The 24,675-nt window shown below is 66.1% G+C and carries 20 protein-coding genes; 10 read left to right on the forward strand and 10 right to left on the reverse strand.

What is annotated here, in order from left to right; translation table 11 throughout:
• The first annotated feature begins 71 nt into the window (after positions 1-71).
• Complete coding sequence (locus DM373_RS04865; RefSeq protein WP_110992498.1) at positions 72-908, forward strand: CvfB family protein; 837 nt, start codon at positions 72-74, stop codon at positions 906-908.
• Here DM373_RS04865 and DM373_RS04870 read toward each other — a convergent pair whose 3' ends face one another.
• The 5 genes from DM373_RS04870 to mnmC form a co-directional block, all read right to left on the reverse strand.
• Positions 909-1,289, reverse strand: a complete 381-nt coding sequence (locus DM373_RS04870; protein ID WP_110992499.1) for a hypothetical protein — start codon at positions 1,287-1,289, stop codon at positions 909-911.
• A gap of 185 nt (positions 1,290-1,474) precedes the next feature.
• Positions 1,475-2,659: an osmoprotectant NAGGN system M42 family peptidase gene (locus DM373_RS04875; RefSeq protein WP_110992500.1), complete on the reverse strand. Its 1,185-nt coding sequence runs from the start codon at positions 2,657-2,659 to the stop codon at positions 1,475-1,477.
• A 127-nt stretch (positions 2,660-2,786) separates the two neighbouring features.
• Positions 2,787-4,532, reverse strand: a complete 1,746-nt coding sequence (gene ngg, locus DM373_RS04885) for an N-acetylglutaminylglutamine synthetase (RefSeq protein ID WP_110992501.1) — start codon at positions 4,530-4,532, stop codon at positions 2,787-2,789.
• A gap of 3 nt (positions 4,533-4,535) precedes the next feature.
• A complete protein-coding gene (locus tag DM373_RS04890) occupies positions 4,536-6,323 on the reverse strand; it encodes an N-acetylglutaminylglutamine amidotransferase (protein ID WP_110992502.1) in 1,788 nt (595 codons plus the stop codon).
• 153 nt (positions 6,324-6,476) lie between these two features.
• Positions 6,477-8,441 (reverse strand): bifunctional tRNA (5-methylaminomethyl-2-thiouridine)(34)-methyltransferase MnmC2/FAD-dependent 5-carboxymethylaminomethyl-2-thiouridine(34) oxidoreductase MnmC1, encoded by a 1,965-nt coding sequence (gene mnmC / locus DM373_RS04895; RefSeq protein ID WP_110992503.1) that lies wholly within the window; start codon positions 8,439-8,441, stop codon positions 6,477-6,479.
• A gap of 163 nt (positions 8,442-8,604) precedes the next feature.
• Between mnmC and pap the strand changes: the two genes are divergently transcribed.
• Together pap and DM373_RS04905 are read left to right on the forward strand one after the other, a co-directional pair.
• On the forward strand, positions 8,605-10,098 hold the full coding sequence (gene pap, locus DM373_RS04900) for a polyphosphate:AMP phosphotransferase (RefSeq protein ID WP_110992504.1): 1,494 nt from the start codon (positions 8,605-8,607) through the stop codon (positions 10,096-10,098).
• 233 nt (positions 10,099-10,331) lie between these two features.
• Entirely contained in the window at positions 10,332-11,285 is a 954-nt protein-coding gene (locus tag DM373_RS04905) for a DMT family transporter (protein ID WP_110992505.1), read from the forward strand.
• Positions 11,286-11,427: 142 nt separating this feature from the next.
• On the opposite strand, the gene DM373_RS04910 is transcribed toward DM373_RS04905, so the two are convergent.
• Positions 11,428-12,822 carry a class II fumarate hydratase gene (locus tag DM373_RS04910; RefSeq protein WP_110992506.1) on the reverse strand — a complete coding sequence of 465 codons (1,395 nt, stop codon included), beginning with the start codon at positions 12,820-12,822 and terminating at the stop codon, positions 11,428-11,430.
• Between the two features lie 153 nt (positions 12,823-12,975).
• Here DM373_RS04910 and DM373_RS04915 point away from each other — a divergent pair, with 153 nt between their 5' ends.
• From DM373_RS04915 to DM373_RS04945, 7 genes are all read left to right on the forward strand, one after another.
• Complete coding sequence (locus tag DM373_RS04915) at positions 12,976-13,494, forward strand: DUF2059 domain-containing protein (RefSeq protein ID WP_110992507.1); 519 nt, start codon at positions 12,976-12,978, stop codon at positions 13,492-13,494.
• 10 nt (positions 13,495-13,504) lie between these two features.
• Positions 13,505-13,801: a BolA family protein gene (locus tag DM373_RS04920; protein ID WP_110992508.1), complete on the forward strand. Its 297-nt coding sequence runs from the start codon at positions 13,505-13,507 to the stop codon at positions 13,799-13,801.
• 184 nt (positions 13,802-13,985) lie between these two features.
• Entirely contained in the window at positions 13,986-14,918 is a 933-nt protein-coding gene (gene trhO / locus DM373_RS04925; RefSeq protein ID WP_110992509.1) for an oxygen-dependent tRNA uridine(34) hydroxylase TrhO, read from the forward strand.
• A gap of 3 nt (positions 14,919-14,921) precedes the next feature.
• Complete coding sequence (locus DM373_RS04930; RefSeq protein ID WP_110992510.1) at positions 14,922-15,554, forward strand: DsbA family protein; 633 nt, start codon at positions 14,922-14,924, stop codon at positions 15,552-15,554.
• Positions 15,547-17,379: an ABC transporter ATP-binding protein gene (locus DM373_RS04935; protein ID WP_110992511.1), complete on the forward strand. Its 1,833-nt coding sequence runs from the start codon at positions 15,547-15,549 to the stop codon at positions 17,377-17,379. Before DM373_RS04930 ends, DM373_RS04935 begins: the two co-directional genes overlap by 8 nt.
• A 247-nt stretch (positions 17,380-17,626) precedes the next feature.
• The gene (locus DM373_RS04940) at positions 17,627-20,083 is read left to right on the forward strand and encodes an EAL domain-containing protein (protein WP_110992512.1); all 2,457 of its coding nucleotides are present in this window, start codon (positions 17,627-17,629) and stop codon (positions 20,081-20,083) included.
• A gap of 38 nt (positions 20,084-20,121) precedes the next feature.
• Positions 20,122-20,907, forward strand: coding sequence for an iron-containing redox enzyme family protein (locus DM373_RS04945; protein WP_110992513.1), 786 nt, complete (start codon positions 20,122-20,124; stop codon positions 20,905-20,907).
• Positions 20,908-21,022: 115 nt separating this feature from the next.
• On the opposite strand, the gene DM373_RS04950 is transcribed toward DM373_RS04945, so the two are convergent.
• The 4 genes from DM373_RS04950 to DM373_RS04965 form a co-directional block, all read right to left on the reverse strand.
• Positions 21,023-21,763 carry a YciK family oxidoreductase gene (locus DM373_RS04950; RefSeq protein ID WP_110992514.1) on the reverse strand — a complete coding sequence of 247 codons (741 nt, stop codon included), beginning with the start codon at positions 21,761-21,763 and terminating at the stop codon, positions 21,023-21,025.
• A gap of 142 nt (positions 21,764-21,905) precedes the next feature.
• Positions 21,906-22,577 carry an N-acetylmuramic acid 6-phosphate phosphatase MupP gene (gene mupP / locus DM373_RS04955; protein ID WP_110992515.1) on the reverse strand — a complete coding sequence of 224 codons (672 nt, stop codon included), beginning with the start codon at positions 22,575-22,577 and terminating at the stop codon, positions 21,906-21,908.
• Positions 22,578-22,579: 2 nt separating this feature from the next.
• Positions 22,580-23,278 (reverse strand): bifunctional 2-polyprenyl-6-hydroxyphenol methylase/3-demethylubiquinol 3-O-methyltransferase UbiG, encoded by a 699-nt coding sequence (gene ubiG, locus DM373_RS04960; RefSeq protein WP_110992516.1) that lies wholly within the window; start codon positions 23,276-23,278, stop codon positions 22,580-22,582.
• A gap of 64 nt (positions 23,279-23,342) precedes the next feature.
• On the reverse strand, positions 23,343-24,668 hold the full coding sequence (locus DM373_RS04965; protein WP_110992517.1) for a TRZ/ATZ family hydrolase: 1,326 nt from the start codon (positions 24,666-24,668) through the stop codon (positions 23,343-23,345).
• Positions 24,669-24,675: the final 7 nt, after the last annotated feature.

Here is a 24,675-nt window from a genome sequence, read left to right on the forward strand (position 1 = left end):
GTGCATGTGCGCTCGGGCGGCCGGGCGGGTCAGGTGTTAGAATAGCCGCCTTGTCTTGAGGATCTTCACAAATGGCTCTGCTTGGGCGCTACAACAGTTTGCAAATCGTGAAACACGTGGAATTCGGCCTGTACCTGGACGGCGGCGCCGATGGCGAGATCCTGCTGCCGCGGCGCTATTTCCCCAAGGGCGCAGAGCTGGAACTCGATGACTGGCTCAACGTGTTCATCTACCTGGACAGCGAAGACCAGCTGATCGCCACCACCGAGAAGCCGAAAATGCAGGTGGGCGAGTTCGCCAGCCTCAAGGTCAAGGACATCAACGGCGCGGGCATCTTCCTCGACTGGGGCCTGTCCAAGGACCTGCTGATGCCGTACTCGGAAGAGTCGCGGCCGCTGAAGATCGGCGACTACTGCGTGGTCCACGCCTACCTGGACAAGCGCACCCGCCGCATCACCGCCACCGCCAAGCTGGATCGCTACCTGGACAACGCCCCGGTCGACTACAAGGTCGGCCAGCCGGTCGAGCTGCTGGTGGCCGGCGAGACGCCGATGGGCTTCAAGGCGATCATCAACAACCGCCACTGGGGCCTGATCCACAAGAACGAAGTGTTCAAGTTCCTGCGTTCAGGCATGCACGAGAAGGGCTTCATCAAGGAAGTGCGTCACGACGGCAAGATCGCCCTGAGCCTGCAGCCGGTGGGCGAAGCACTGGCCGATGGCCTGCAAGAGCAGATCATGCAGCGCCTGGAGGCGGCCGGTGGCGTGTTGCCGGTATGCGACAAGAGCGACCCGGCGGTGATCAGCCAGATGTTCAACGTCAGCAAGGGCAACTTCAAGAAGGCCATTGGCGCGTTGTTCAAGCAGGGCAAGATCGTCATCCATGACGACCGGATCGAGCGGGCCTGATCAGGCCTGCACGAAGGTACGGAAATCCAGTTGCTCGCCACCCGGGCGGGTGTCGCGCAGCAACGAATCGCGGTCGGCGCTCAGCGCCAGGCTGATGGTGGAGCGGCGCTTGCCGGGGTGGCGCACTTCCATCTGCTCCTGGTGAGCACGCAGGAAGTTGACCGGCACCTTCAGGTGCTGCAGTTCGTCGGTTTCCGGGGTGTGCAGCAACAGGTTGACCCAGTCGGGCTGGCCTTTGCGCAGCAGTGCCACCGGCACGTCGAACCACCACAGGTTGCGCTTGGTGTCGAGGATGGCGAACAGGGTGTTGTCGCTGTCGAGTACCGGGCGCGCCAGCGCTTCGTTGCGCCGGGCGATGGCGGTGGGTTTGTTGATTTTCATGCAGGGTCCTGCGGATTGACGCCAGAAAGGCCTGACATTGTGCGGGGTGGCGCAGGGCGGGGCAAGCTGTGCGATGCGCATTGGCCGCTCCTGCCAATCGCCGGCAAGCCGGCTCCCACAGGGGCGCACATGCAATTGTGGGCGCCGGCTTGCCGGCGATGAGGCCCGTACAGCGCCACAAAACCTCACCCCTTGTTACCCACCAGGCTGTCCACCGCCGGCACCCGGGTGTCGCTTTCCATCTGCGCATCGTGCTCCAGCTGATGGCTGAAGCGCTCCAGCGAGGCGTTGGCCGGCTGCGAATCGCTGGCGAACACCGGCGGGCTCAACAGGTAGCCGCAGAGCAGTCGGCTGAGGGCCGCCAGGCTGTCGATATGGGTGCGCTCGTAGCCGTGGGTGGCATCGCAGCCGAAGGCCACCAGGGCGGTGCGGATGTCGTGGCCGGCGGTCACCGCCGAATGGGCGTCGCTGAAGTAGTAGCGGAACAGGTCGCGGCGCACCGGCAGGCCCTGGTCGTCAGCCAGCTTCAGCAGGTGGCGCGACAGGTGGTAGTCATAGGGCCCGGACGAGTCCTGCATGGCCACGCTCACCGCATGTTCGCTGGAGGCCTGGCCGGGGGCCACCGGAGCGATGTCGATGCCGACGAACTCGCTGACATCCCAGGGCAGGGCGGCGGCCGCGCCCGAGCCGGTTTCCTCGGTGATGGTGAACAGCGGGTGGCAGTCGATCAATGGCTGCCGGCCGCTTTCCACCACCGCCTTGAGCGCTGCCAGCAGCGCCGCCACGCCGGCCTTGTCGTCGAGGTGACGGGCGCTGATATGGCCGCTTTCGGTGAACTCCGGCAGCGGGTCGAAGGCGACGAAATCACCGATGGCTATGCCCAGCGCCTCGCAGTCGGCGCGGGTGGTGCAGTAGGCGTCCAGGCGCACTTCCACGTGTTCCCAACTGATCGGCATCTGGTCGATGGCGGTGTTGAAGGCGTGCCCGCTGGCCATCAACGGCAGCACGCTGCCGCGGTACACGCCGGTATCGGTGAACACGCTGACCCGGCTGCCTTCGGCGAAGCGGCTCGACCAGCAGCCCACGGCCGCCAGCGCCAGGCGGCCGTTGTCCTGCAACTGCCGCACGCTGGCGCCGATGGTATCCAGGTGCGCGCTGACGGCTCGGTCCGGCGAGCTCTGCCGGCCCTTGAGCGTGGCGCGGATGGTGCCGCGGCGGGTCAGTTCGAAGGGGATGCCCAGTTCGTCCAGGCGTTCGGCGACATAGCGCACGATGGTGTCGGTGAAACCGGTGGGGCTGGGGATGGCGAGCATTTCCAGCAGGACTTTCTTCAGGTAGTCGAGATCGGGTTCGGGGTGTCGATCGGTCATGGGGTACTCCTCGAATCTTGTGCTGGACCTTTCGCGGGTAAACCCGCTCCCACAGGTACGTCACCGCCTTCAAGGAGGGTGAAGTCCCTGTGGGAGCGGGTTTACCCGCGAAGAGGCCTTTGCAGGCTTACGCCGGCGCGCGGCTATGGGCGAACAGCAAATCGACAAAGCGCTCGGCGGTCGGCTGCGGTTCATGGTTGGCCAGCCCGGCGCGCTCATTGGCCTCGATGATCACGTAATCCGGCTGCTCGGCATCACGCACCATGAAGTCGAGCCCCACCACCGGGATTTCCAGCGCCCGCGCAGCCCGCACAGCGGCATCGGCCAGCACCGGGTGCAGGCGTTCGCTCACGTCTTCCAACGTCCCCCCGGTGTGCAGGTTGGCGGTGCGTCGCACGGCCAGGCGCTGGCCGGCCGGCAGTACATGGTCGTAGCCAACGCCCGCCGCCTTGAGCGTGCGCTCGGTCTCGTCATCGAGCGGGATGCGGCTCTCGCCGCCGGTGGCGGCCTGGCGCCGGCGGCTCTGGGCCTCGATCAGCGCGCGCAGGTTGTGCTTGCCGTCGCCGATCACCTGGGCCGGGTGGCGGATGGCCGCAGCCACCACCTCGTAGCCGATCACCAGGATGCGCAGGTCGCTGCCCGGGTGGAAGCTCTCCAGCAGCACACGGCTGTCGAAGCGCCGGGCTAGTTCCACCGCCTGGCCGATGTCGTCGATGCAGGTCAGGTTTACCGCCACGCCCTGGCCTTGCTCACCGTCCACCGGCTTGACCACCACCGCGCCGTGCTCGTCGAGAAACGCCAGATTGTCGTCGGCGTTGCCCGCCAGCTGCTGCGCCGGCACCTGCAGGCCGGCGTCGTGCAGCACCTGGCGGGTCAGGCGTTTGTCCTGGCACAGGGTCATGCTCACGGCGCTGGTCAGGTCGCTGAGCGACTCGCGGCAGCGGATGCGTCGGCCACCCAGGCTCAGGGTGAACAGCCCGGCGGCGGCATCGTTCACCTGCACCTCGATGCCGCGGCGCAACGCTTCGTCGACGATGATCCGCGCATAGGGGTTGAGCCCGGCCTCGGGACCGGGGCCCAGGAACAGCGGCTGGTTGATGCCGTTCCTGCGCTTGACCGCGAAGGTCGGCAGGTTGCGAAACCCCAGCTTCTGGTACAGGCGCTTGGCCTGACGGTTGTCGTGCAGCACCGACAGGTCGAGGCAGGTCAGCCCGCGGCTCATGAAGTGTTCGATCAGGTGGCGTACCAGCACCTCGCCGACGCCGGGGCGGGTGCAGTGTGGGTCGACCGCCAGGCACCACAGGCTGCTGCCGTGTTCGGGGTCGTCGAAGGCCTTGCTGTGGTTCAGGCCCATGACGCTGCCGATCACCGCGTGGCTGTCTTCGTCCTCGGCCAGCCAGTACACGGGGCCACCGAGGTGGCGCGGGGTCAGCAGGCCGGGGTCGAGCGGCAGCATGCCGCGGGCCTGGTACAGCGCGTTGACCGCCTGCCAGTCCGCCGGGCTCTGCGCACGGCGAATGCGAAAGCCGCGGAACACCCGCTGCGCCGGGCGGTAGTCGGTGAACCACAGGCGCAGGGTGTCGGAAGGGTCGAGGAACAGCTGCTGCGGCGCCTGGGCCAGCACCTGCTGCGGTGCGGCCACGTACAGGGCGATGTCGCGCTCGCCGGCGCGCTCTTGCAGCAGGGCGTCGGCCAGGCTGGCCGGGTCGGGGTAGGTGTGCCCGATCAGCAGGCGGCCCCAGCCACAGTGCACGGCGCGGGGTTGGTCGTGGGGCTCGCTGCCGTCACCGGCCAGGCGCGCCTGCAGGCGTTCGTAGGACGGCGCCTGGCCGCGCAACAGGCGCTGGCCGTAGGCGATTTCGTGGGCTTTCATCGATCAGATTCCTTGTTCGCTGAGCCACAGGTTCAGCGCTGCCAGCTGCCACAGCTTGGAGCCGCGCAACGGGGTGAGCTGGCCATGGGGGTTGCTCAGCAGGCGGTCGAGCATCGCCGGGTTGAACAGGCCACGGTCCTGGCTGGGGTCGGTCAGCAGCTCGCGCACCCAGCCCAGGGTCGCGCCCTCCAGGTGCTTGAGCCCGGGCACCGGGAAGTAGCCTTTCTTGCGGTCGATCACTTCGTGGGGGATGACCCGCCGCGCCGCCTGCTTGAGCACCTGCTTGCCGCCATCGGGCAGCTTGAAGCGCGCCGGGATGCGCGCCGACAGCTCGACCAGGCGGTAGTCGAGGAACGGGGTGCGCGCCTCCAGGCCCCAGGCCATGGTCATGTTGTCCACCCGTTTGACCGGGTCGTCGACCAACATCACCGTGCTGTCCAGGCGCAGCGCCTTGTCCACCGCGTCCGGCGCGCCAGGGCGGGCGAAGTGCTCGCGGACGAAGTCGCCGGCGGCGTCGTTGTCCAGCAGCCAGGGGGCCTGCACGGTGTCGCGGTATTCGCCGTGGCTGCGGTCGAAGAAGGCTTCGCGGTAGGCCGCGAACGGGTCCTGCGCGCCATCCACCTGCGGGTACCAGTGGTAGCCGGCGAACAGTTCGTCGGCGCCCTGGCCGCTCTGCACGCCTTTGCAGTGCTTGGCCACTTCCCGCGACAACAGATAGAAGGCGATGCAGTCATGGCTGACCATCGGCTCGCTCATGGCCCGGAACGCCGCCGGCAGCTGGTCGATGATCTCGTGCTCGGCGATGCGCAACTGGTGGTGGCGGGTGCCGTAATGGCGGGCGATCAGGTCTGAGTACTGGAACTCGTCGCCGCGTTCGCCACCGGCATCCTCGAAACCGATGGAAAAGGTCGACAGGTCGTCGACCCCGGCTTCATGCAGCAGGCCGACCAGCAGGCTCGAGTCGACCCCGCCGGACAACAGCACTCCCACGTCCACCGCCGCGCGCTGGCGGATCGCCACGGCGTCGCGGGTGGCGTCGAGCACCCGGCTGGTCCAGCCTTCCAGGTCCAGCTCCTGCTCGTCGGGGTTGGCCCCGTAGTGCAGTTGCCACCAAGTCTGGCGTTCGACTTCGCCGTGGCGGTCGATGCGCATCCAGGTGCCGGGTTCGAGCTTCTGCACGTTGGCCAGCAGGGTGCGCGGCGCCGGCACCACGGCGTGGAAGTTGAGGTAGTGGTTGAGCGCCACCGGGTCGAGCATCGGATCGATGTCGCCGCCCTTGAGCAGCGCCGGCAGCGTCGAGGCGAAGCGCAGGCGTTCGCCGTTGCGCGACAGGTACAGCGGCTTGACGCCGAGGCGGTCGCGGGCCAGGAACAGGCGCTGGTTGTCGCGTTCCCAGATGGCCAGGGCGAACATGCCGTTGAGCTTGGGCAGCAGCGCTGCGCCCCAGGCGTGGTAGCCCTTGAGCAGCACCTCGGTGTCGCCATCGGAGTGGAAGCTGTAGCCCAGCGCCTGCAGCTCTTCACGCAGCTCGGGGAAGTTGTAGATGGCGCCGTTGAAGGCCAGGGCCAGGCCGAGGGGGTTGTCGACCATCGGCTGCGCCGAGTTGTCGGACAGGTCCATGATCTTCAGCCGGCGGTGGCCGAGGGCGATCGGGCCCTGGCTATGGAAGCCCCAGGCGTCCGGGCCGCGGGGCGCCAGGTGGTGGGTGATGCGCTCCACGGCGGCGAGGTCCGCCGGGCGAGGGGCTTGGTCGAAGGGGGTGAAACGTAACTCTCCTGCTAATCCGCACATAAGTCCTTACCGGTTTTGCCGTTGGGGAAGGTGCCCAAAATAAGGGCACTTAGGTAGGGACCGGGGTGGGTTGCAGGAGTTTTAGATCAATCTGTTATATGGCTTCGGTGGCCATCGCGGGGCAAGTCGCATCGGCGCACCGCGATGGTTTGGTCATTTACCGCGAATCAACCGGCGCAACGCGAACCTGTTCGGGTGGCAGGCCTCGGCCACGGCTCGGGGCATCGGCAGCGGCTCACCACTGACCCACGCCGCAATCAGCTCCCCGGACAGCGGCGCGGTGATCAACCCGCGCGAGCCATGCCCGCTGTTCACATACAGCCCCTCAAGCCACGGGCAGGCGATATCCGGCACCTGCCGCGCATCCTTGGCCAGCGCGGCATAGGCGTCATTGAACGCCTCGGTGTCCGCCACCGGCCCGACGATGGGCAGGTAGTCCGGGCTGGTGCAACGGAACGCCGCGCGACCTTCCAGCTGCGCGACATCGAGCTTGCCGACGGCCAATCGCTCGGCCAGGTCAGTGGAAATCTCGTCCAGCAGCGCCAGGTTGCCCTGGTGCTCGGCGAGGGTGGGCGTGGTGTCCTGGCTGTGGAAGTCGAAGCTGGCGCCCAGGGTGTGCTCATCGCCACGGGGCGGCGCCACATAGCCTTCGGCGCACACCACCGTTTGCAATGCCCGGCTGGCCTCGGTGGCCGGCAAGCGGGTGATCTGCCCGCGAATGCGCTTGAGCGGCAGCCCGGCGCAGGGCGTGAAATTGCGTACCTCGGCGGCACCGGCCAGCACCACCAGCGGCGCGCTGGCCAGCAGGCGTTCGCCGTCCCAGGCTTGCCACAGGCCATCGGCCTTGCGCAGTTCGAGCACATTGGCGTGGCTCAGCAGGCGAATACGCGGCTGACCAAGTTGCGCCTGGCACAGCGCGGGCGGGTGCACCCAGCCACCTTCGGGGTAGAACAAGCCGCCAGCGGGCAGGGCAACGCCGGCGACGGCCTGGGCCTGGTCGCGGTCCAGCACCCGCAGCAGGCTGCTGTCGAACGCCGCCGCCAGTTTGGCCTGGCGCTCGGCCTCTTTGTCGTCGAAGGCCAGTTGCAATACCCCGCAGCCATCCCAGGCCTGGCCGCGTTGCAGGTGCTGCAGCCAGCGGCGGGTATAGCCAAAGCCGGCAAGGATCATCTGCGACAGCGCCGTGCCATGGGCGGACAGCTTGAGGTAGAGCACGCCTTGCGGGTTGCCCGAGGCTTCCTGCGCAGGGCCGTCGTGGCGTTCCAGCACACTGACCTGCCAGCCGCGCGCGGCCAGGCTGGCGGCCGTGGCACTGCCGGCCAGGCCGGCGCCGATCACCAGGGCTTCGCGCGGGCCGGGTGGTGCAGCCGGTCGGGCGTACCAGGGGGCGGGCAGGGCGGCCGGTGCAGCGCTGTAGTGGCCATGCATCACCTCCCATTTCTTGCCCAGCCCCGGCACCTTCTTCATGGTGAAGCCGGCCTCGACCAGCGACCGGCGAACCCAGCCGGTGGTGGTGAACGTGCCGAGGGTGGTACCGGCGTGCGACAGGCGTGCCAGCTGGGCGAACAGCTCGGGGGTCCACATGTCCGGGTTTTTCGCCGGGGCGAAGCCATCGAGGAACCAGGCGTCGATGCGCGCATCGAGCTGCGGCAACTGCTCCAGGGCATCGCCGATCATCAGCGTCAGGGTCACCCGGCCGCCATCGAGGCTGAACTGCTGGAAGCCTGGGTGGATGGCCACGTACTGCTCCAGCAGCGGGCCGGTGAACGCGGCGAACTGTGGCCACAGCTGCATGGCCCGCGCCAGGTCGTCACGGGTCAGCGGGTACTTTTCGACACTGACGAAATGCAGGCGGGCATCGGCATGGGCCAGCTGGTCGAACAGTTGCCAGGCGCAGAAAAAATTCATGCCGGTGCCGAAGCCAGTCTCGCCGATCACCAGGCAGGCGTGTGGCGCCAGTTCGGCGAAACGTTGACGCAGGCGGTTCTGCTCGATGAACACATGCACGGTTTCGTCGATGCCGTCCTCCCTGGAGAAATACACATCGTCGTATTGGCGCGAGTGGGGGCGGCCCTGTTCGTCCCAGTCGATCTGGGCATGTTGCTGGAAGGTGGGCATGGGGGGCTCGGTTGCGGCGGATGGCCGATTTTAAGGCATTGGCCCCATCGCGGGGCAAGCCCGCTCCCACGCCATGTATCGTGGGAGCGGGCTTGCCCCGCGATAGGGCCTGAAGCCTGGCGCGTAATCCGCTAGTCTTGCTAATCCAATGAAGGAGCCCAGCATGTTCGAATCTGCGGAAATCGGTCACAGCATCGACAAGGACACCTACGAGGCCGAAGTGCCCGCCCTGCGCGAGGCGTTGCTCGAAGCCCAGTACGACCTCAAGCAGCAGGGGCGTTTCCCGGTGATCGTGCTGATCAACGGCATCGAGGGCGCCGGCAAGGGCGAGACGGTCAAGCTGCTCAACGAGTGGATGGACCCCCGGCTGATCGAGGTGCGCACTTTCGACCAGCAGACCGACGAAGAGCTGGCGCGCCCGCCGGCCTGGCGCTACTGGCGGGCCCTGCCGCCGAAAGGGCGCATGGGCGTGTTCTTCGGCAACTGGTACAGCCAGATGCTCGAAGGCCGGGTGCACGGCCAGTTCAAGGACGCCGTGCTCGACCAGGCCATCGCCGGGGCCGAGCGCCTGGAGCAGATGCTGTGCGACGAAGGCGCGCTGATCATCAAGTTCTGGTTCCACCTGTCCAAGAAGCAGATGAAGGCGCGGCTCAAGGCGCTGAAGGACGACCCGCTGCACAACTGGCGCATCAGCCCGCTGGACTGGCAGCAATCGGAAACCTACGACCGTTTCGTGCGCTTTGGCGAGCGCGTGCTGCGCCGCACCAGCCGCGACTATGCGCCCTGGCACGTGGTCGAGGGCTTCGACCCGCACTACCGCAGCCTGGCGGTGGGGCGCATCCTGCTGGAAAGCCTGCAGGCTGCACTGGCCAACAACCCCAAGGGCAAGCATCTGGGCAATGTGGCGCCGCTCGGGCGCAGCATCGACCAGAAGAGCCTGCTCGGGGCGCTGGACCTGACCTTGCGCCTGGACAAGCGCGACTACGAAGAACAGCTGGTCACCGAGCAAGCGCGCCTGGCCGGCCTGCTGCGCAACAAACACATGCGTCGGCATGCGCTGGTGGCGGTGTTCGAAGGCAATGACGCCGCGGGCAAGGGCGGGGCGATCCGCCGGGTGGCGGCGGCGCTCGACCCGCGACAGTACCGGATCGTGCCGGTGGCCGCGCCCACCGAGGAGGAGCGCGCCCAGCCTTACCTGTGGCGCTTCTGGCGGCACATTCCGGCGCGCGGCAAGTTCACCATCTTCGACCGCTCCTGGTACGGCCGGGTGCTGGTGGAGCGGGTCGAGGGCTTTTGCAGCCCGGCCGACTGGATGCGCGCCTATGGCGAGATCAATGACTTCGAGGAGCAACTGCGCAACGCCGGGGTGGTGGTGGTCAAGTTCTGGTTGTCCATCGACCAGCAGACCCAGCTTGAGCGTTTCGAGGAGCGCGAGCAGATCCCGTTCAAACGCTACAAGATCACCGAGGAAGACTGGCGCAACCGCGACAAGTGGGACCTCTACAGCGAAGCGGTGGGCGACATGGTCGACCGCACCAGCACCGAGATCGCGCCCTGGACCCTGGTGGAGGCCAACGACAAGCGCTGGGCACGGGTGAAAGTGTTGCGCACCATCAACGAGGCGCTGGAAGCGGCGTTTGCCCGGCACAAGAAGTAGGTGAGGCATCGCGGGGCAAGCCCGCTCCCACGGACGGGCTGCTTCCAACAAGTCGGACACCATCCAGCCCTGGGGGCAATCCACTCCGTGGGAGCGGGCTTGCCCCGCGATAGTTTTCAGCCATGACCCACCGGAATGACCTGATGAATTCTTTTCCCGCAACCCGTCCTCGGCCCGACGCTGCAACCCCTTAGAATCCAGTTTCCCCCACCACGGGCCTGATCGAGGACACCATGCACATCACTTCCGGCCGTTGGGTCTTCGGCCTGCTGCTCGCCCTGTTGACCGCGCTGCTATGGGGCATCTTGCCAATCAAGCTCAAGCAGGTACTGCAAGTGATGGACCCGGTGACCGTCACCTGGTACCGCCTTGCGGTGTCCGGTGGGCTGCTGTTCGCCTGGCTGGCGGCCCGTCGACGCCTGCCTTCGTTCGGCCGGCTGGGCGGCAAGGGCAAACTGCTGATGCTGGTCGCCATCGGCGGGTTGCTGGGCAACTATGTGCTGTACCTGATCGGCCTCAAGCTGCTCAGCCCCGGGACCGCGCAACTGGTGGTGCAACTGGGGCCGGTGTTGTTGCTGGTGGCCAGTGTGTTCGTGTTCAAGGAGCGCTTCAGCCTGGGGCAGGGCATTGGCCTGGTGGTGCTGCTGGCGGGCTTCGGGCTGTTCTTCAACCAGCGCCTGGAAGAATTGCTGACCTCGCTGGGTGCCTACACCACCGGGGTGTTGACCATCCTGTTGGCCACCAGCATCTGGGTGTTCTACGCCCTGAGCCAGAAGCAATTGCTGACGGTGTGGGGGTCGCAGCAGGTGATGATGGTGATGTACCTGGGCTGCGCCCTGCTGCTGACGCCCTGGGTGCACCCGTTGGAGGCCCTGCAATTGAGCCCGGTGCAGGGCTGGTTGCTGCTGGCCTGCTGCCTCAACACGCTGGTGGCCTATGGCGCCTTCGCCGAGGCCCTGGCGCACTGGGAGGCCTCGCGGGTGAGCGCGACCTTGGCGTTGACGCCTTTGGTCACGTTCACTGCGGTGGCGATCGCGGCCTGGCTCTGGCCGGACTACGTGCATGCCGAGGATATCAATGCGCTGGGGTATCTCGGGGCGGTGACGGTGGTGCTGGGGTCGGCGCTGGTGGCGTTGGGGCCATCGTTGGTGGCGGGGTGGAAGGCGCGGCGGGCGCAGCTCGGCTGAAAGCCCATCGCGGGGCAAGTCGCAGCGGCGCACCGCCGCTCCCACGTTGGACCTCCCCCAAGAGTTGTATTGCTTTCCAACTTTTTGGCAAGCCCAGCGTGGGAGCGGCGGTGCGCCGCTGCGACTTGCCCCGCGATAGGTTTCAGCCCTTGCCGCCTGGCGCCAGCATGTTCTCCGGCCTTACCCACTGGTCGAACTGTTCGTTGGTCAGGTACTTCAGCTCCAGTGCCGCCTCGCGCAGGGTCTTGCCTTCGCTGTAGGCCTTCTTGGCGATTTCCGCGGCCTTGTCATAACCGATGTGCGGGTTGAGCGCCGTCACCAGCATCAGCCCGCGCTCCAGGTGCTCGGCCATCTGCCCGGCATCGGGCTCGATGCCGGCCACGCAGTGCTGCTGGAAGTTACGGCAGCCATCGGCCAGCAGCTCGATCGACTGCAGCAGGTTGTGGATGATCACCGGCTTGAAAACGTTCAACTGCAGGTGCCCTTGGCTTGCGGCAAAGCCGATGGCCGCGTCGTTGCCCAGCACCTGGCAGGCCAGCATCGACAGCGCCTCGCATTGGGTCGGGTTGACCTTGCCGGGCATGATCGAGCTGCCGGGCTCGTTGGCCGGCAGGCGTACTTCGGCCAGCCCCGCACGCGGGCCGGAGCCGAGCAGGCGCAGGTCGTTGGCGATCTTCATCAGCGCCACCGCGAGGGTTTTCAGCGCGCCGGCCAGGCTGGTCAGCGGCTCGTGGCCGGCGAGGGCGGCGAACTTGTTCGGTGCGGTGATGAAGGGCAGGCCGGAGAGGGCCGCAAGCTCGGCGGCGATGGCCTCGGCAAACCCATGCGGGGCGTTGAGCCCGGTGCCCACCGCCGTACCGCCCTGGGCCAGCTCGCAGACCGCCGGCAGGGTGGCGCGGATGGCGCGCTGGGCATAGTCGAGCTGGGCGACGAAGGCCGAGACTTCCTGGCCGAAGGTGATCGGCGTGGCGTCCATCATGTGCGTGCGGCCGGTCTTGACCAGCTTCTGGTGGCGCGCCGACAGCTCGGCCAGCCCGGATGACAGTTCGGCGATGGCCGGCAGCAGTTTGTGGTGCACGGCCTGGGCGGCGGCAATGTGCATGGCGGTGGGGAAGCAGTCGTTGGAGCTTTGCGAACGGTTGACGTGATCGTTGGGGTGGACCGGCACCTTGCCGCCACGGCCTTTGCCGGCCAGCTCGTTGGCGCGCCCGGCGATCACCTCGTTGACGTTCATGTTGCTCTGGGTGCCGCTGCCGGTCTGCCAGACCACCAGCGGGAACTGATCGTCGTGTTCGCCGTCGAGCACTTCGTCGGCGGCCTGCTCGATCAGCCGGGCGATGTCGGCGGGCAGGTCGCCGTTGCGATCGTTGACCCGCGCCGCGGCTTTCTTGACCAGCGCCAGGGCGTGCAGCACCGCGAGGGGCATGCGTTCCTTGCCTATGGCGAAGTTGATCAGCGAGCGCTGGGTCTGCGCGCCCCAGTAGGCGTGCTCCGGAACTTCCACCGGGCCCAGGCTGTCTGTCTCGATACGGCTCATGCTGCGCTCACTCCTTTGTAGTCCGAATTCGCAGTTTAGGCCCTGATTCGACCAAGCGGTTCCCACGCTCGTCGTAGCCCTTGAGCACTTCGCCATCACAGCGCAGAATGCTCTACTCTGAGGTACCCGCCTCCCTTTCTTGAAGGAAATGCAATGACCCGTCTCCGTGTCCTCTGTGCCGCCGTAGCCCTGGTCTGTGCCAGCGGCCAGGTACTCGCTGCCACCCCCAGCCACAATGCCGCCGCCGAGAAGTTCCTGACCCTGGCCAACGCCGACAAGCTGGGCACCCCGGTGTACATGCAGGTCCAGCAGATGTTCGCCCAGCGCTTCGAGCAGACCAAGGCGCCGGCCTCCAAGAAAACCGTACTCGACAGCTACCAGGCCAAGGCCAACGCCGCCCTGGACAACGCCATCGGCTGGAAGAAGCTCAAGCCGAAGATGGTCGACCTGTACACCGCCACCTTCACCGAAGGCGAGCTGAACGACCTGGTCAAGTTCTACGAGTCGCCGCTGGGCAAGAAAGTCCTGCGCGAAATGCCCAAGGTCACCCAGCAGTCGGCCCAGCTCACCCAGCAGAGCCTCGAGCCTGCGGTACCGGTGGTCAACAAGCTGCTCGACGACATGACCAAGGAACTCGACCCGAACGCCGGCAAGGCCCCGGCCAAGAAGTGAGCCCATCGCGATGAGCATGCAGCAACGCATCGAACAGCAACTGGCGCCGCTGGGCACCGCGCACCTTGAAGTGCTCAACGAAAGCCACATGCACAGCCGTGGCCAGGAGACGCACTACAAGGCGGTGCTGGTCAGCGAGCAGTTCGCCGGGCTGAACAGCGTCAAGCGTCACCAGAAGGTCTACGCCACCATGGGCGAGCTGATGGGCGAAATTCACGCCCTGGCCATTCACACCTACACCCCCGACGAGTGGGCGCAGGTGGGCAGTGCGCCGGCTTCGCCGGTGTGTGCGGGCGGCGGGCACTGAATCCTCCCTGGGATTCTGGTAGACTGCCGCCCCCTGTATATACCGTACCGACGCCATCGCGGGGCAAGCCCGCTCCCACGCTATAGCCCGTGGGAGCGGGCTTGCCCCGCGATGGCGTCGGTACAGTCGTTTTTGTCATTCCGGTCCGCCCCTTACGAGGGCAACCACCTGGAGATTCAACGCAATGACCCAACCGATCGTCGTGGCGGCGCTGTACAAGTTCGTCACCCTGGAAGACTACCTCGAGCTGCGCGAGCCGCTGCTCAATGCCATGCTTGAGAACGGCGTCAAAGGCACCCTGCTGCTGGCCCATGAAGGTATCAACGGCACCGTGTCGGCCACCCGTGAAGGCATCGACGGGCTGCTGGCCTGGCTGCGCAACGACCCGCGCCTGGTGGACGTCGACCATAAAGAGTCGTACTGCGACGAACAGCCGTTCTACCGCACCAAGGTCAAACTCAAGAAAGAGATCGTCACCCTCGGCGTGCCGGGCGTGGACCCGAACAAGGCAGTGGGCACCTACGTCGAGCCGAAAGACTGGAACGCCCTGATCAGCGACCCTGAAGTGCTGCTGATCGACACCCGCAACGACTACGAAGTGGCCATCGGTACCTTCAAGGGCGCCATCGACCCGAAGACCGAGACCTTCCGCGAGTTCCCCGAATACATCAAGGCCAACTTCGACCCCAGCAAGCACAAGAAGGTCGCCATGTTCTGCACCGGTGGCATCCGTTGCGAAAAAGCCTCGAGCTACATGCTCGGTGAGGGCTATGAAGCGGTCTATCATCTGAAGGGTGGCATCCTGAAATACTTCGAGGAAGTACCTCAGGAAGAAAGCCTGTGGGACGGCGACTGCTTCGTCTTCGACAACCGGGTCACCGTACGTCACGACCTGAGCGAAGGCGAGTACGACCAGTGCCACGCTTGCCGCCACCCGGTCGATGCGAAGGATCGTGAGTCCGAGCACTATTCGCCAGGCGTGAGCTGCCCGCATTGCTGGGACAACCTGAGCGAGAAGACCCGGCGCAGCGCCATCGACCGCCAGAAGCAGATCGAGCTGGCCAAGGCGCGCAACCAGCCGCACCCGATCGGTTTCAACTACAAAGCCGAGGCCTGATGCATGTCCGCACGCCTGCTCTATGTGATGGACCCGATGTGCTCCTGGTGCTGGGGTTTCGCCCCGGTGGCCGAAGCGCTGATCGCCCAGGCGCGCGAGGCCGGTGTCAGCACCCGCCTGGTACCGGGCGGCTTGCGTACCGGCGGCAGCGCCCTGGACGCCTCGACCCGCAAGTACATCCTCGAGCATTGGCAGGCGGTGCATGACGCCACCGGGCAACCGTTCCGTTTTGACGGCGCGATGCCTGACGGTTTCGTCTACGACACCGAGCCCGCCTGCCGCGCCCTGGTTGCGGCGCGTGAGCTGGACGAGCAACGTGCCTGGAGCCTGCTCAAGCTGATCCAGGCGTCGTTCTACGAGCAGGGCGTGGATGTCACCCGTGCCCCGCAACTGGTCGAGCTGGCCGAACAGGCCGGGTTCGATCGGGAGGCGTTCTCCCTGCGCTTCGCCAGCCACGACACCCGCACCGCCACCACGGCCGATTTCGCCTGGGTGCAGGACCTGGGCATCGCCGGCTTCCCCACGCTGCTGGCCGAGCGTAACGGCCAGCTGGCCCTGCTGACCAACGGCTATCAGCCGCTGCAGAGCCTGCAACCCTTGCTCGGCCGCTGGCTGCAGCAGGCCGTTTGTGCTTGACCTGCCTGGGTCGCCAGACCCTGTTCCCGGGAAGCCCCCCGCTGTGCCCGATCGCTTGAGCTGGGCGGAAATCCGCCGCCTGGCTCTTCACCACAAGAAAGCCCTGTGGAGCGCCAACCTGGTGGCCGTGTTCGCCGCCCTGTGCAGTGTGCCGATCCCCTTGCTGCTGCCGCTGCTGGTGGACGAAGTGTTGCTGGGGCATGGCGATGCCGCGCTCAAATGGATGAACCACCTGCTGCCCAGCGGCTGGCAGGTGGCCGCCGGTTATATCGGCCTGATGCTCTGCGCCACGCTGACCCTGCGCCTGGCAGCGCTGGCCTTCAACGTGGTCCAGGCCAAGCTGTTCGCGGGCCTGGCCAAGGATATTGTCTACCGCTTGCGCATCCGCCTGATCGAGCGGCTCAAGCGCATCTCGCTGCAGGAGTATGAAAGCCTGGGCAGCGGCACGGTGACCACGCACCTGGTCACCGACCTGGATACCCTCGACAAGTTCGTCGGCGAAACCCTCAGCCGTTTCCTGGTGGCGGTGCTGACACTCACCGGCACGGCGGCGATCCTGATCTGGATGCACTGGCAACTGGCGCTGCTGATCCTGCTGTTCAACCCGCTGGTGATCTATTTCACCGTGCAGTTGGGCAAACGCGTCAAGCACCTGAAAAAGCTCGAGAACGACAGCACTGCACGCTTCACCCAGGCATTGACCGAAACCCTCGATGCGATCCAGGAGATCCGCGCCGGCAACCGCCAGGGCTATTTCCTCGGCCGCCTTGGCCTGCGGGCCCGCGAGGTGCGCGACTACGCCGTCGCTTCGCAGTGGAAAAGCGATGCCAGCGGCCGCGCCAGCGGGCTGTTGTTCCAGTTCGGCATCGATATCTTCCGTGCCGCCGCCATGCTCACCGTGCTGTTCTCCGACCTGTCCATCGGCCAGATGCTGGCGGTGTTCAGCTACCTGTGGTTCATGATCGGCCCGGTGGAGCAATTGCTCAACCTGCAGTACGCCTACTACGCAGCAGGCGGCGCCTTGAGCCGGCTCAACGAGCTGCTGGCGCGCGCCGACGAGCCGCAGTACCCGGCGGCCAGCGACCCGTTCGCCGGGCGTGAGACGGTGGGGATCGAGGTGCGTGACCTGCGTTTTGCCTATGCCGAAGAGCCGGTGCTGGACCAGTTGAACCTGTCCATCGCCCCGGGTGAGAAGGTGGCGATCGTCGGCGCCAGTGGGGGTGGCAAGAGCACCCTGGTGCAACTGTTGCTGGGGCTGTACAGCGCCCAGGCCGGGACCATCCGCTTTGGTGGTGCGAGCCTTCAGGAAATCGGCCTGGAGACCCTGCGCGAGCACGTCGCGGTGGTGCTGCAGCATCCGTCGCTGTTCAACGACAGCGTGCGCGCCAACCTGACCATGGGCCGCGACTGCAGCGACGACGCTTGCTGGCATGCGCTGCGTATCGCCCAGCTGGATGCCACCATCGCGGCACTCCCCCAGGGCCTGGACAGCGTGGTCGGCCGCTCCGGGGTACGCCTGTCCGGTGGCCAGCGCCAGCGCCTGGCGATTGCGCGCATGGTGCTGGCCGAGCCCAAGGTGGTGATTCTCGACGAGGCCACCTCGGCGCTGGATGCCGCCACCGAGTACAACCTGCACCAGGCTTTGGCGCGTTTCCTCAGCGGGCGCACCACGTTGATCATCGCCCACCGGCTGTCGGCGGTGAAACAGGCCGACCGGGTGCTGGTGTTCGATGGCGGGCATGTAGCCGAGGATGGCGATCACCAGCAACTGATCGCCGAAGGTGGCTTGTACGCCAAGCTGTACGGGCATCTGCAGCAGACCTGAAGCCGTTCTGTGTGAGGCTTTTCACGCCTGTGAATAATGCCCCGGCTGTGCGGGCTGCGTGGGAGCGGGCTTGCCCCGCGATACAAGCGCCACGGTAATCGCGGGGCAAGCCCGCTCCCACGGTCTTTGCCTGAGCAAGGGCATGAATTCCCGCCTTCAAAAAGCACGCCGCAGCTATGGCAAATGGCCTACGCTGTGCTGTGTCTAGGTCGATTCGTGCCTTATCTGCCGCCGTGACAGGGACTACATGAAGGGAAATCGGACTCTCGAAGCGCCAAGGCTGCTGGGCATCATCTGGCCTTTCGTTGCCGTTGTGGTTTTCCAGGTGCTGCTGGGCAGCCTCAGCCTCTATGCGTTGTCCTCGGTGCGTGCCTACGTGGCGGGGGAAAGCCTGTGGTCCAAGGCGCAGAAAGACGCCATCTACTACCTGAGCCTTTACGCCGACGACCGGCATCCGCTGACCTACCAGCGCTATCGTCAGGCCATTCTGGTGCCCCAGGGCGACCACAACCTGCGCCTGGCGCTCGACCGGCCGGAGCCCGACATCGAGGCCGCGCGCAAGGGCATCCTGCAGGGCGGCAACCACCCGGACGATGTCGCTCGGATCATCTGGTTCTACCGCAATTTTCGCGACATCAGCTACATGCAGACCGCCATCGACTACTGGGATATCGGCGACGATTACTTGCGCCAACTCGACGTGCTGGCCGGCGAGATGCGCGAGGGCTTTGTCGGCGGTGCCGTCGACGCCGGCCAGGTGGCGCAATGGAAGGCCCGCATCGTCGCCATCAACGATGGCGTGACCCCGGCGGCCAAAGCCTTCAGCGATGCCCTGGGCGAGGGCTCGCGGGCGCTGCTCAAAGTGCTGATGCTCACCAACCTGGTCACTGCACTGTTCCTCATCGCCATGGCCTGGCTGCGCTCAAGCAAGCTGCTGGCCCAGCGCCAGGCGTTCGCCAGTGCCTTGCAGGAAGAGTGGGAGCGGGCGCAGGTCACCCTCGAGTCGATCGGCGATGCGGTGATCACCACCGACGTCGATGGCTGTATCACCTTCATGAACCCTGCTGCCGAGCAACTGACTCACTGGCAGGCCGCCCAGGCCGAGGGCCTGCCACTGGCGGCGTTGTTCAGCCTGCTCGACGAGAACGCCGAGAAGGACAGCCGGACCCTGGTCGAGCAGGTGCTCAGCGGCAGCCTCAAGGGCACCGACGAACATGCCCGGTTGATCCAGCGCCTGGATGGCAGCACGGTGTCCATCAACCTGGTGGGTTCGCCGATACTCACCGACGGCCAGGTCAGCGGCATCGTCGTGGTGCTCCACGACATGACCCAGGAGCGTCAATACATCGCCAACCTGTCATGGCAGGCGACCCATGACGCCCTCACCGGGCTGGCCAACCGCCGCGAATTCGAATATCGCCTGGAGCAGGCGCTCAACACCCTGATGCGCCAGGCGGGGCGCCATTCGTTGATGTTCCTCGACCTCGACCAGTTCAAGCTGGTCAACGACACCTCTGGCCATGCCGCCGGCGACGAGTTGCTGCGGCATATCTGCGCGGTGCTTCAGTCGGGCCTGCGCGAGGGTGACACCCTGGCGCGCCTGGGGGGCGACGAATTCGGCGTGCTGCTGGAGAACTGCCCGCCGGAGCAGGCCGAGCGCATTGCCGAGCAGTTGCGCCAGGTGGTGCAGAGCCTGCATTTTGTGTGGAAGGGTCGGCCATTCGTCACCACCGTGAGTATTGGCCTGGTGCATATCGCCCAGGCACCGAGCACCCTGGAGGCGTCGCTGCGGGCTGCCGACATGGCCTGCTACATGGCCAAGGAGAAAGGGCGCAACCGGGTCCAGGTGTATCACGCCGACGACAGCGAGCTGTCCATGCGCTTTGGCGAGATGGCCTGGATCCAGCGCCTGCATGTGGCGCTGGAAGAGAACCGCTTCTGCCTGTACGCCCAGGAAATCGCCCCCCTGCAAGGGCAGGAAGGCCCCGGCCATATCGAGATCCTGTTGCGTCTGCACGATGAAAGTGGCCGCACCATCCTGCCCAGCAGCTTCATCCCGGCGGCCGAGCGTTACGGGTTGATGACGGCCCTCGATCGCTGGGTGGTGCGCAGTGTGTTCCAGGTGATCCGCCAATGCCTGGACGAGGGGCGCGAAGGGCCGTTGGCCCTGTGCGCGATCAACCTGTCGGGGGCGAGCATCGGTGACGACAACTTCCTTGAATACCTGCAACGGCTGTTCGGCGAGTTCGATATTCCGCCACGGCTCATCTGTTTCGAAATAACCGAGACCAGCGCAATTGCCAATCTTGGGAGCGCGATTCGATTCATTAATGAATTGAAAGGGCTGGGCTGCAAGTTCTCCCTCGATGACTTCTGCGCCGGGATGTCGTCATTCGCCTATTTGAAACATTTGCCGGTAGACTTCCTGAAGATCGACGGAAGTTTTGTCAAAGACATGCTCGACGACCCGATCAATCGGGCTATGGTTGAGGTGATCAATCACATCGGTCATGTGATGGGTAAGCGCACCATCGCCGAGTTCGTCGAGACGCCGTTGATCGAACAGGCATTGCAGGAAATCGGCGTGGATTACGCCCAGGGTTATCTCATCGAGCGGCCGCAGGTATTCACCTGCGACAGCCTGCAGCGCCAACGGATTGCCGCGAGACCCCTGTTACACCGGGCGCCGGGGACCTTTCGCTGACCACAGCCCGGGAATCACAGGGAATCAAGGAGCTGACAGTGATTGATTCATTCATAAGGATCGGACCCTTGATGGATCCGGCTAGTTACCCGGATTGGGCCCAGCAACTGATCGAGGATTGCCGCGAAAGCAAGCGCAGGGTGGTCGAGCACGAGTTCTACCAGCGCCTGCGCGATGGTCAGCTGCGCCCGGCGACCGTGCGCCAGTACCTGATCGGCGGTTGGCCGGTGGTCGAGCAGTTCTCGCTGTACATGGCCCACAACCTCACCAAGACCCGCTACGGGCGCCACGCCGGTGAAGACATGGCGCGGCGCTGGCTGATGCGCAATATCCGCGTCGAACTCAACCATGCCGACTACTGGGTGCACTGGTGCCAGGCCCACGGTATTCACCTGCACGAGTTGCAGGCGCAGGAAGTGCCGCCAGAGCTCAACGGCCTCAACGACTGGTGCTGGCGGGTCTGCGCCACCGAGTCACTGGCCATCGCCATGGCCGCCACCAACTACGCCATCGAAGGTGCCACGGGCGAGTGGTCGGCGGTGGTCTGCGCGAATGACACTTACGCCCAGGGTTTCCCCGACGAAACCCGCAAACGCGCGATGAAGTGGCTGAAGATGCACGCCCAGTACGACGATGCGCACCCGTGGGAAGCGCTGGAGATCATCTGCACGCTGGCGGGTGAGAATCCGACGCTGGGGCTGCGCACCGAACTGCGGCGGGCGATCTGCAAGAGCTACGACTGCATGTTCCTGTTCCTGGAGCGTTGCATGCAGCTGGAAGGGCGCCAGCAAGGGCGGCTGCGGCCGGCCTTGGCGGCGGGCTGAAAGCATCGCGGGGCAAGCCCGCTCCCACGCTTTGGGCTGCCTCCAGGAAGTTGGACAACAATCCAGCCCTTGGGGGGAGAGCAAAGCGTGGGAGCGGGCTTGCCCCGCGATTTCCTTACTGTGCGTTCAGCGCCTGGCCGTTCACTTCCTTGCTATCCGGCCCCATCAGGTACAGATACACCGGCATGATCTCTTCGGGCAGCGGATTGTTCTGCGGGTTCTCGCTCGGGTAAGCCTGTGCCCGCATCGCCGTGCGCGTGGCGCCCGGGTTTATGCTGTTGGCGCGTACCGGCGCCACGCCTTCCAGCTCGTCGGCCAGGGTCTGCATCAGCCCTTCGGTGGCGAACTTCGACACGCCATAGGCGCCCCAGTAGGCCCGGCCCTTGCGCCCGACGCTGCTGGAGGTGAACACCACCGAGGCGTCGTCCGACAGCTTGAGCAGCGGCAGCAGGGTACTGGTGAGCATGAAGGTGGCGTTGACGTTGATGTGCATCACCCGCATGAAGTTGTCGCCCGACAGCTGCTCCATCGGCGTGCGCGGGCCGATGATCGAGGCGTTGTTGAGCAGGCCGTCGAGGCGGCCGAACTGTTCCTCGATCATCACCGCCAGTTCGTCGTACTGGTGCGGCAGGGCGGTTTCGAGGTTGAACGGGATGACCGCTGGCTGCGGATGACCGGCGGCTTCGATCTGGTCGTAGACCTCGTTGAGGTTGGCCTCGGTCTTGCCCAGCAGTAGGACCGTGGCGCCCAGGGCGGCATAGGCCTTGGCGGCGGCGGCGCCGATGCCGCGGCCGGCGCCGGTGACCAGGATGATCCGGCCTTTGAGCAGGTCGGGGCGGGCGGTGTAGTCGAACATTTCCAGTTCCCTGTAGTTGAGGGCGACATGCGCGTGGGGTGGGTTTGCCCCGCGATGGCGCCGGTGCGGCCAGGCGCATTGCTTGACCGGGCGCTATCGCGGGGCAAGCCCGCTCCCACGGGACCCTATTACTGTTGATCCATCAGCAGCCGCACAGCGCGCTGTCGATCACCTTGCGCAGCTCAAGCGGGTGGTCCACCACCACGTCGGCGCCCCAGTTGTTGGGGTTGTCCTGTGGATGAATATAGCCATAGCGCACGGCGGCGGTGCGGGTGCCGGCATCGCGGCCGGACTCGATATCGCGCAGGTCGTCGCCGACGAACAGCACGCTGGCCGGGTCCAGGTTCAGTGTCTTGCAGGCGAGGATCATCGGCTCCGGGTCGGGCTTGCTGCGCTTCACGTGCTCGGGGCAGATCAGCAGCGCCGAGCGCTCGGCCAGGCCCAGGCGCTGCATGATCGGCTCGGCGAAACGCACCGGCTTGTTGGTGACCACGCCCCACAGCAGGTTGCCGCGCTCGATGTCGGCCAAAAGCTCGGCCATGCCGTCGAACAGCTTGCTGTGCACCGCGCAGTCGCGCTGGTAGCGCTCGAGGAACTCCTGGCGCAGGGCCTCGAAGCCGTCGGCGTCCGGGTCCATGGCGAAGGTCGCGGCAACCATGGCGCGGGCGCCGCCGGAAATCTCGTCGCGGATGCGCGCGTCGTCGATGGCCGGCAGGCCGCGCTCGGCGAGCATCGCCTGGCAGATGGCGATGAAGTCCGGCGCGGTGTCCAGCAGGGTGCCATCCATGTCGAAGAGTACTGCTCGCAGGCGCATGCTCATTCCTCGCGCAGGGTCTGGATCATGTAGTTGACGTCGACGTCGTTGTTCAGCTTGTAGTGCTTGGTCAGCGGGTTGTAGGTGAGGCCGATGATGTCCTTCACTTCCAGGCCGGCAGCGCGGCTCCAGGCGCCCAGTTCGGAGGGGCGGATGAACTTCTTGAAGTCGTGGGTGCCGCGCGGCAGCATCTTGAGGATGTACTCGGCGCCGACGATGGCCAGCAGGTAGGCCTTGGGGTTGCGGTTGATGGTCGAGAAGAACACCTGGCCGCCGGGCTTGACCATGCGGTAGCAGGCGCGGATCACCGAGGACGGGTCAGGCACGTGCTCGAGCATTTCAAGGCAGGTGACCACGTCGAACTGCTGGGGCATTTCCTCGGCCAGGGCCTCGGCGGTGATCTGCCGGTATTCGACTTCGACGCCGGACTCCAGCTGGTGCAACTGGGCCACCGCCAGTGGTGCCTCGCCCATGTCGATGCCGGTGACGGTGGCGCCGCGCTGGGCCATCGCTTCACTGAGGATGCCGCCGCCGCAGCCGACGTCGAGCACTTTCTTGCCGGCCAGGCTGACCCGCTCGTCGATCCAGTTGACGCGCAACGGGTTGATGTCGTGCAGGGGCTTGAACTCGCTTTCGCGGTCCCACCAGCGGTGGGCCAGGGCTTCGAACTTGGCGATTTCGGCGTGGTCGACGTTGCTCATCTGAACAGTCCTCTGAAACTTCGATAAAGAGTGTCACGGGGCGGCAGCCGTGGCTGCCGGCCAGTCATTCGTTGTGCCCGCCGATGCGGGCTCCCCAGGCGCGGGCCGTGGCGGCCAGGGCCTGCTCGTCCATCCGCGTCAGGCGGCGGTCCTGCACCAGGGGGTGGCCGGCGACCCAGACGTCCTTGACGCAGTCGCGGCCGGTGGCGTAGATCAGTTGCGAAACCGGGTCGTGCACGGGTTGCTGGGCCAGGCCGGACAGGTCGAACACGACCAGGTCGGCGGCCTTGCCCGGCTCCAGTGAGCCGGTCACGTCCTCAAGGCCCAGCGCCCGGGCGCCATTGAGCGTGGCCATGCGCAGTGCCCGGTGGGCATCCAGGGCGGTGGTGCTGCCGGCGACGGCCTTGGCCAGCAGGGCGGCGGTGCGGGTTTCGCCGAGCAGGTCCAGGTCGTTGTTGCTGGCCGCGCCATCGGTACCGACGGCCACGTTCACGCCGGCCTGCCACAGGCGCTCCACCGGGCAGAAGCCGCTGGCCAGCTTGAGGTTGGATTCCGGGCAGTGGACCACGCTGGTGTTGCTTTCTACCAGCAGCGCCAAGTCCTCGTCGCTGACCTGGGTCATGTGCACCGCCTGCAGGTTGGGGCCGAGCAGGCCCAGGCGAGCAAGGCGCGCCAGCGGGCGCTCGCCGGTGTCGTTGAGCGCCTGCTCGACTTCGCTGGCGGTCTCGTGGATGTGCATGTGCAGCGGCGCGTCGAGCTGATCGGCGATGATGCGGATCTTTTCCAGGTTCTGGTCACTGACCGTGTAGGGCGCGTGCGGGCCGAGGGCGATGCTGATGCGCGGGTGGTGACGCAGGTCGCCGAACAGTTCGATGGCCAGTTGCAGGCCTTCTTCCGGGGTGCGTGCGCCAGGGATCGGGAAGTCCAGCAGCGGCACGGCGATCTGTGCGCGGATGCCACTGCGGTGCACGCGGTCACAGGCTTCGCGGGGGAAGAAATACATGTCGGCGAAGCAGGTGATGCCGCCCTTGAGCTGCTCGGCGATGGCCAGGTCGGTGCCGTCGCGCACGAATGCTTCGTCGACCCAGCGCCCCTCCGCCGGCCAGATGTGCTCCTGGAGCCAGGTCATCAACGGCAGGTCGTCGGCCAGCCCGCGGAACAGGCTCATGGCGGCATGGCCATGGGCGTTGACCAGCCCAGGGCTGAGCAGGCAGTCGGGCAGCTCGCGCACTGCGTTCGCCCGGGGTGCCCGCTCGCGCGGGCCGAGCCAGGCGATCAGGCCGTCGCGAATGCCCAGCGCGTGCCCCGTCAGCACCACCCCCGCCGGCTCCACGGGCACCAGCCATTGCGGTACGAGCAGCAGGTCGAGAGGGGGAGTGGCGGTGGGCATGCGCGGC

The sequence above is a fragment of the Pseudomonas sichuanensis genome, assembly GCF_003231305.1.
Classification (GTDB): domain Bacteria; phylum Pseudomonadota; class Gammaproteobacteria; order Pseudomonadales; family Pseudomonadaceae; genus Aquipseudomonas; species Aquipseudomonas sichuanensis.

What these genes read in the sequence shown, in the direction of transcription:
- DM373_RS04865 (WP_110992498.1), top strand. Translation starts at nt 72, where the DNA reads ATGGCTCTGCTTGGGCGCTACAACAGTTTGCAAATCGTGAAACACGTG.
- DM373_RS04870 (WP_110992499.1), bottom strand. Translation starts at nt 1,289, where the DNA reads ATGAAAATCAACAAACCCACCGCCATCGCCCGGCGCAACGAAGCGCTG.
- DM373_RS04875 (WP_110992500.1), bottom strand. Translation starts at nt 2,659, where the DNA reads ATGACCGATCGACACCCCGAACCCGATCTCGACTACCTGAAGAAAGTC.
- ngg (WP_110992501.1), bottom strand. Translation starts at nt 4,532, where the DNA reads ATGAAAGCCCACGAAATCGCCTACGGCCAGCGCCTGTTGCGCGGCCAG.
- DM373_RS04890 (WP_110992502.1), bottom strand. Translation starts at nt 6,323, where the DNA reads ATGTGCGGATTAGCAGGAGAGTTACGTTTCACCCCCTTCGACCAAGCC.
- mnmC (WP_110992503.1), bottom strand. Translation starts at nt 8,441, where the DNA reads ATGCCCACCTTCCAGCAACATGCCCAGATCGACTGGGACGAACAGGGC.
- pap (WP_110992504.1), top strand. Translation starts at nt 8,605, where the DNA reads ATGTTCGAATCTGCGGAAATCGGTCACAGCATCGACAAGGACACCTAC.
- DM373_RS04905 (WP_110992505.1), top strand. Translation starts at nt 10,332, where the DNA reads ATGCACATCACTTCCGGCCGTTGGGTCTTCGGCCTGCTGCTCGCCCTG.
- DM373_RS04910 (WP_110992506.1), bottom strand. Translation starts at nt 12,822, where the DNA reads ATGAGCCGTATCGAGACAGACAGCCTGGGCCCGGTGGAAGTTCCGGAG.
- DM373_RS04915 (WP_110992507.1), top strand. Translation starts at nt 12,976, where the DNA reads ATGACCCGTCTCCGTGTCCTCTGTGCCGCCGTAGCCCTGGTCTGTGCC.
- DM373_RS04920 (WP_110992508.1), top strand. Translation starts at nt 13,505, where the DNA reads ATGAGCATGCAGCAACGCATCGAACAGCAACTGGCGCCGCTGGGCACC.
- trhO (WP_110992509.1), top strand. Translation starts at nt 13,986, where the DNA reads ATGACCCAACCGATCGTCGTGGCGGCGCTGTACAAGTTCGTCACCCTG.
- DM373_RS04930 (WP_110992510.1), top strand. Translation starts at nt 14,922, where the DNA reads ATGTCCGCACGCCTGCTCTATGTGATGGACCCGATGTGCTCCTGGTGC.
- DM373_RS04940 (WP_110992512.1), top strand. Translation starts at nt 17,627, where the DNA reads ATGAAGGGAAATCGGACTCTCGAAGCGCCAAGGCTGCTGGGCATCATC.
- DM373_RS04950 (WP_110992514.1), bottom strand. Translation starts at nt 21,763, where the DNA reads ATGTTCGACTACACCGCCCGCCCCGACCTGCTCAAAGGCCGGATCATC.
- mupP (WP_110992515.1), bottom strand. Translation starts at nt 22,577, where the DNA reads ATGCGCCTGCGAGCAGTACTCTTCGACATGGATGGCACCCTGCTGGAC.
- ubiG (WP_110992516.1), bottom strand. Translation starts at nt 23,278, where the DNA reads ATGAGCAACGTCGACCACGCCGAAATCGCCAAGTTCGAAGCCCTGGCC.
- DM373_RS04965 (WP_110992517.1), bottom strand. Translation starts at nt 24,668, where the DNA reads ATGCCCACCGCCACTCCCCCTCTCGACCTGCTGCTCGTACCGCAATGG.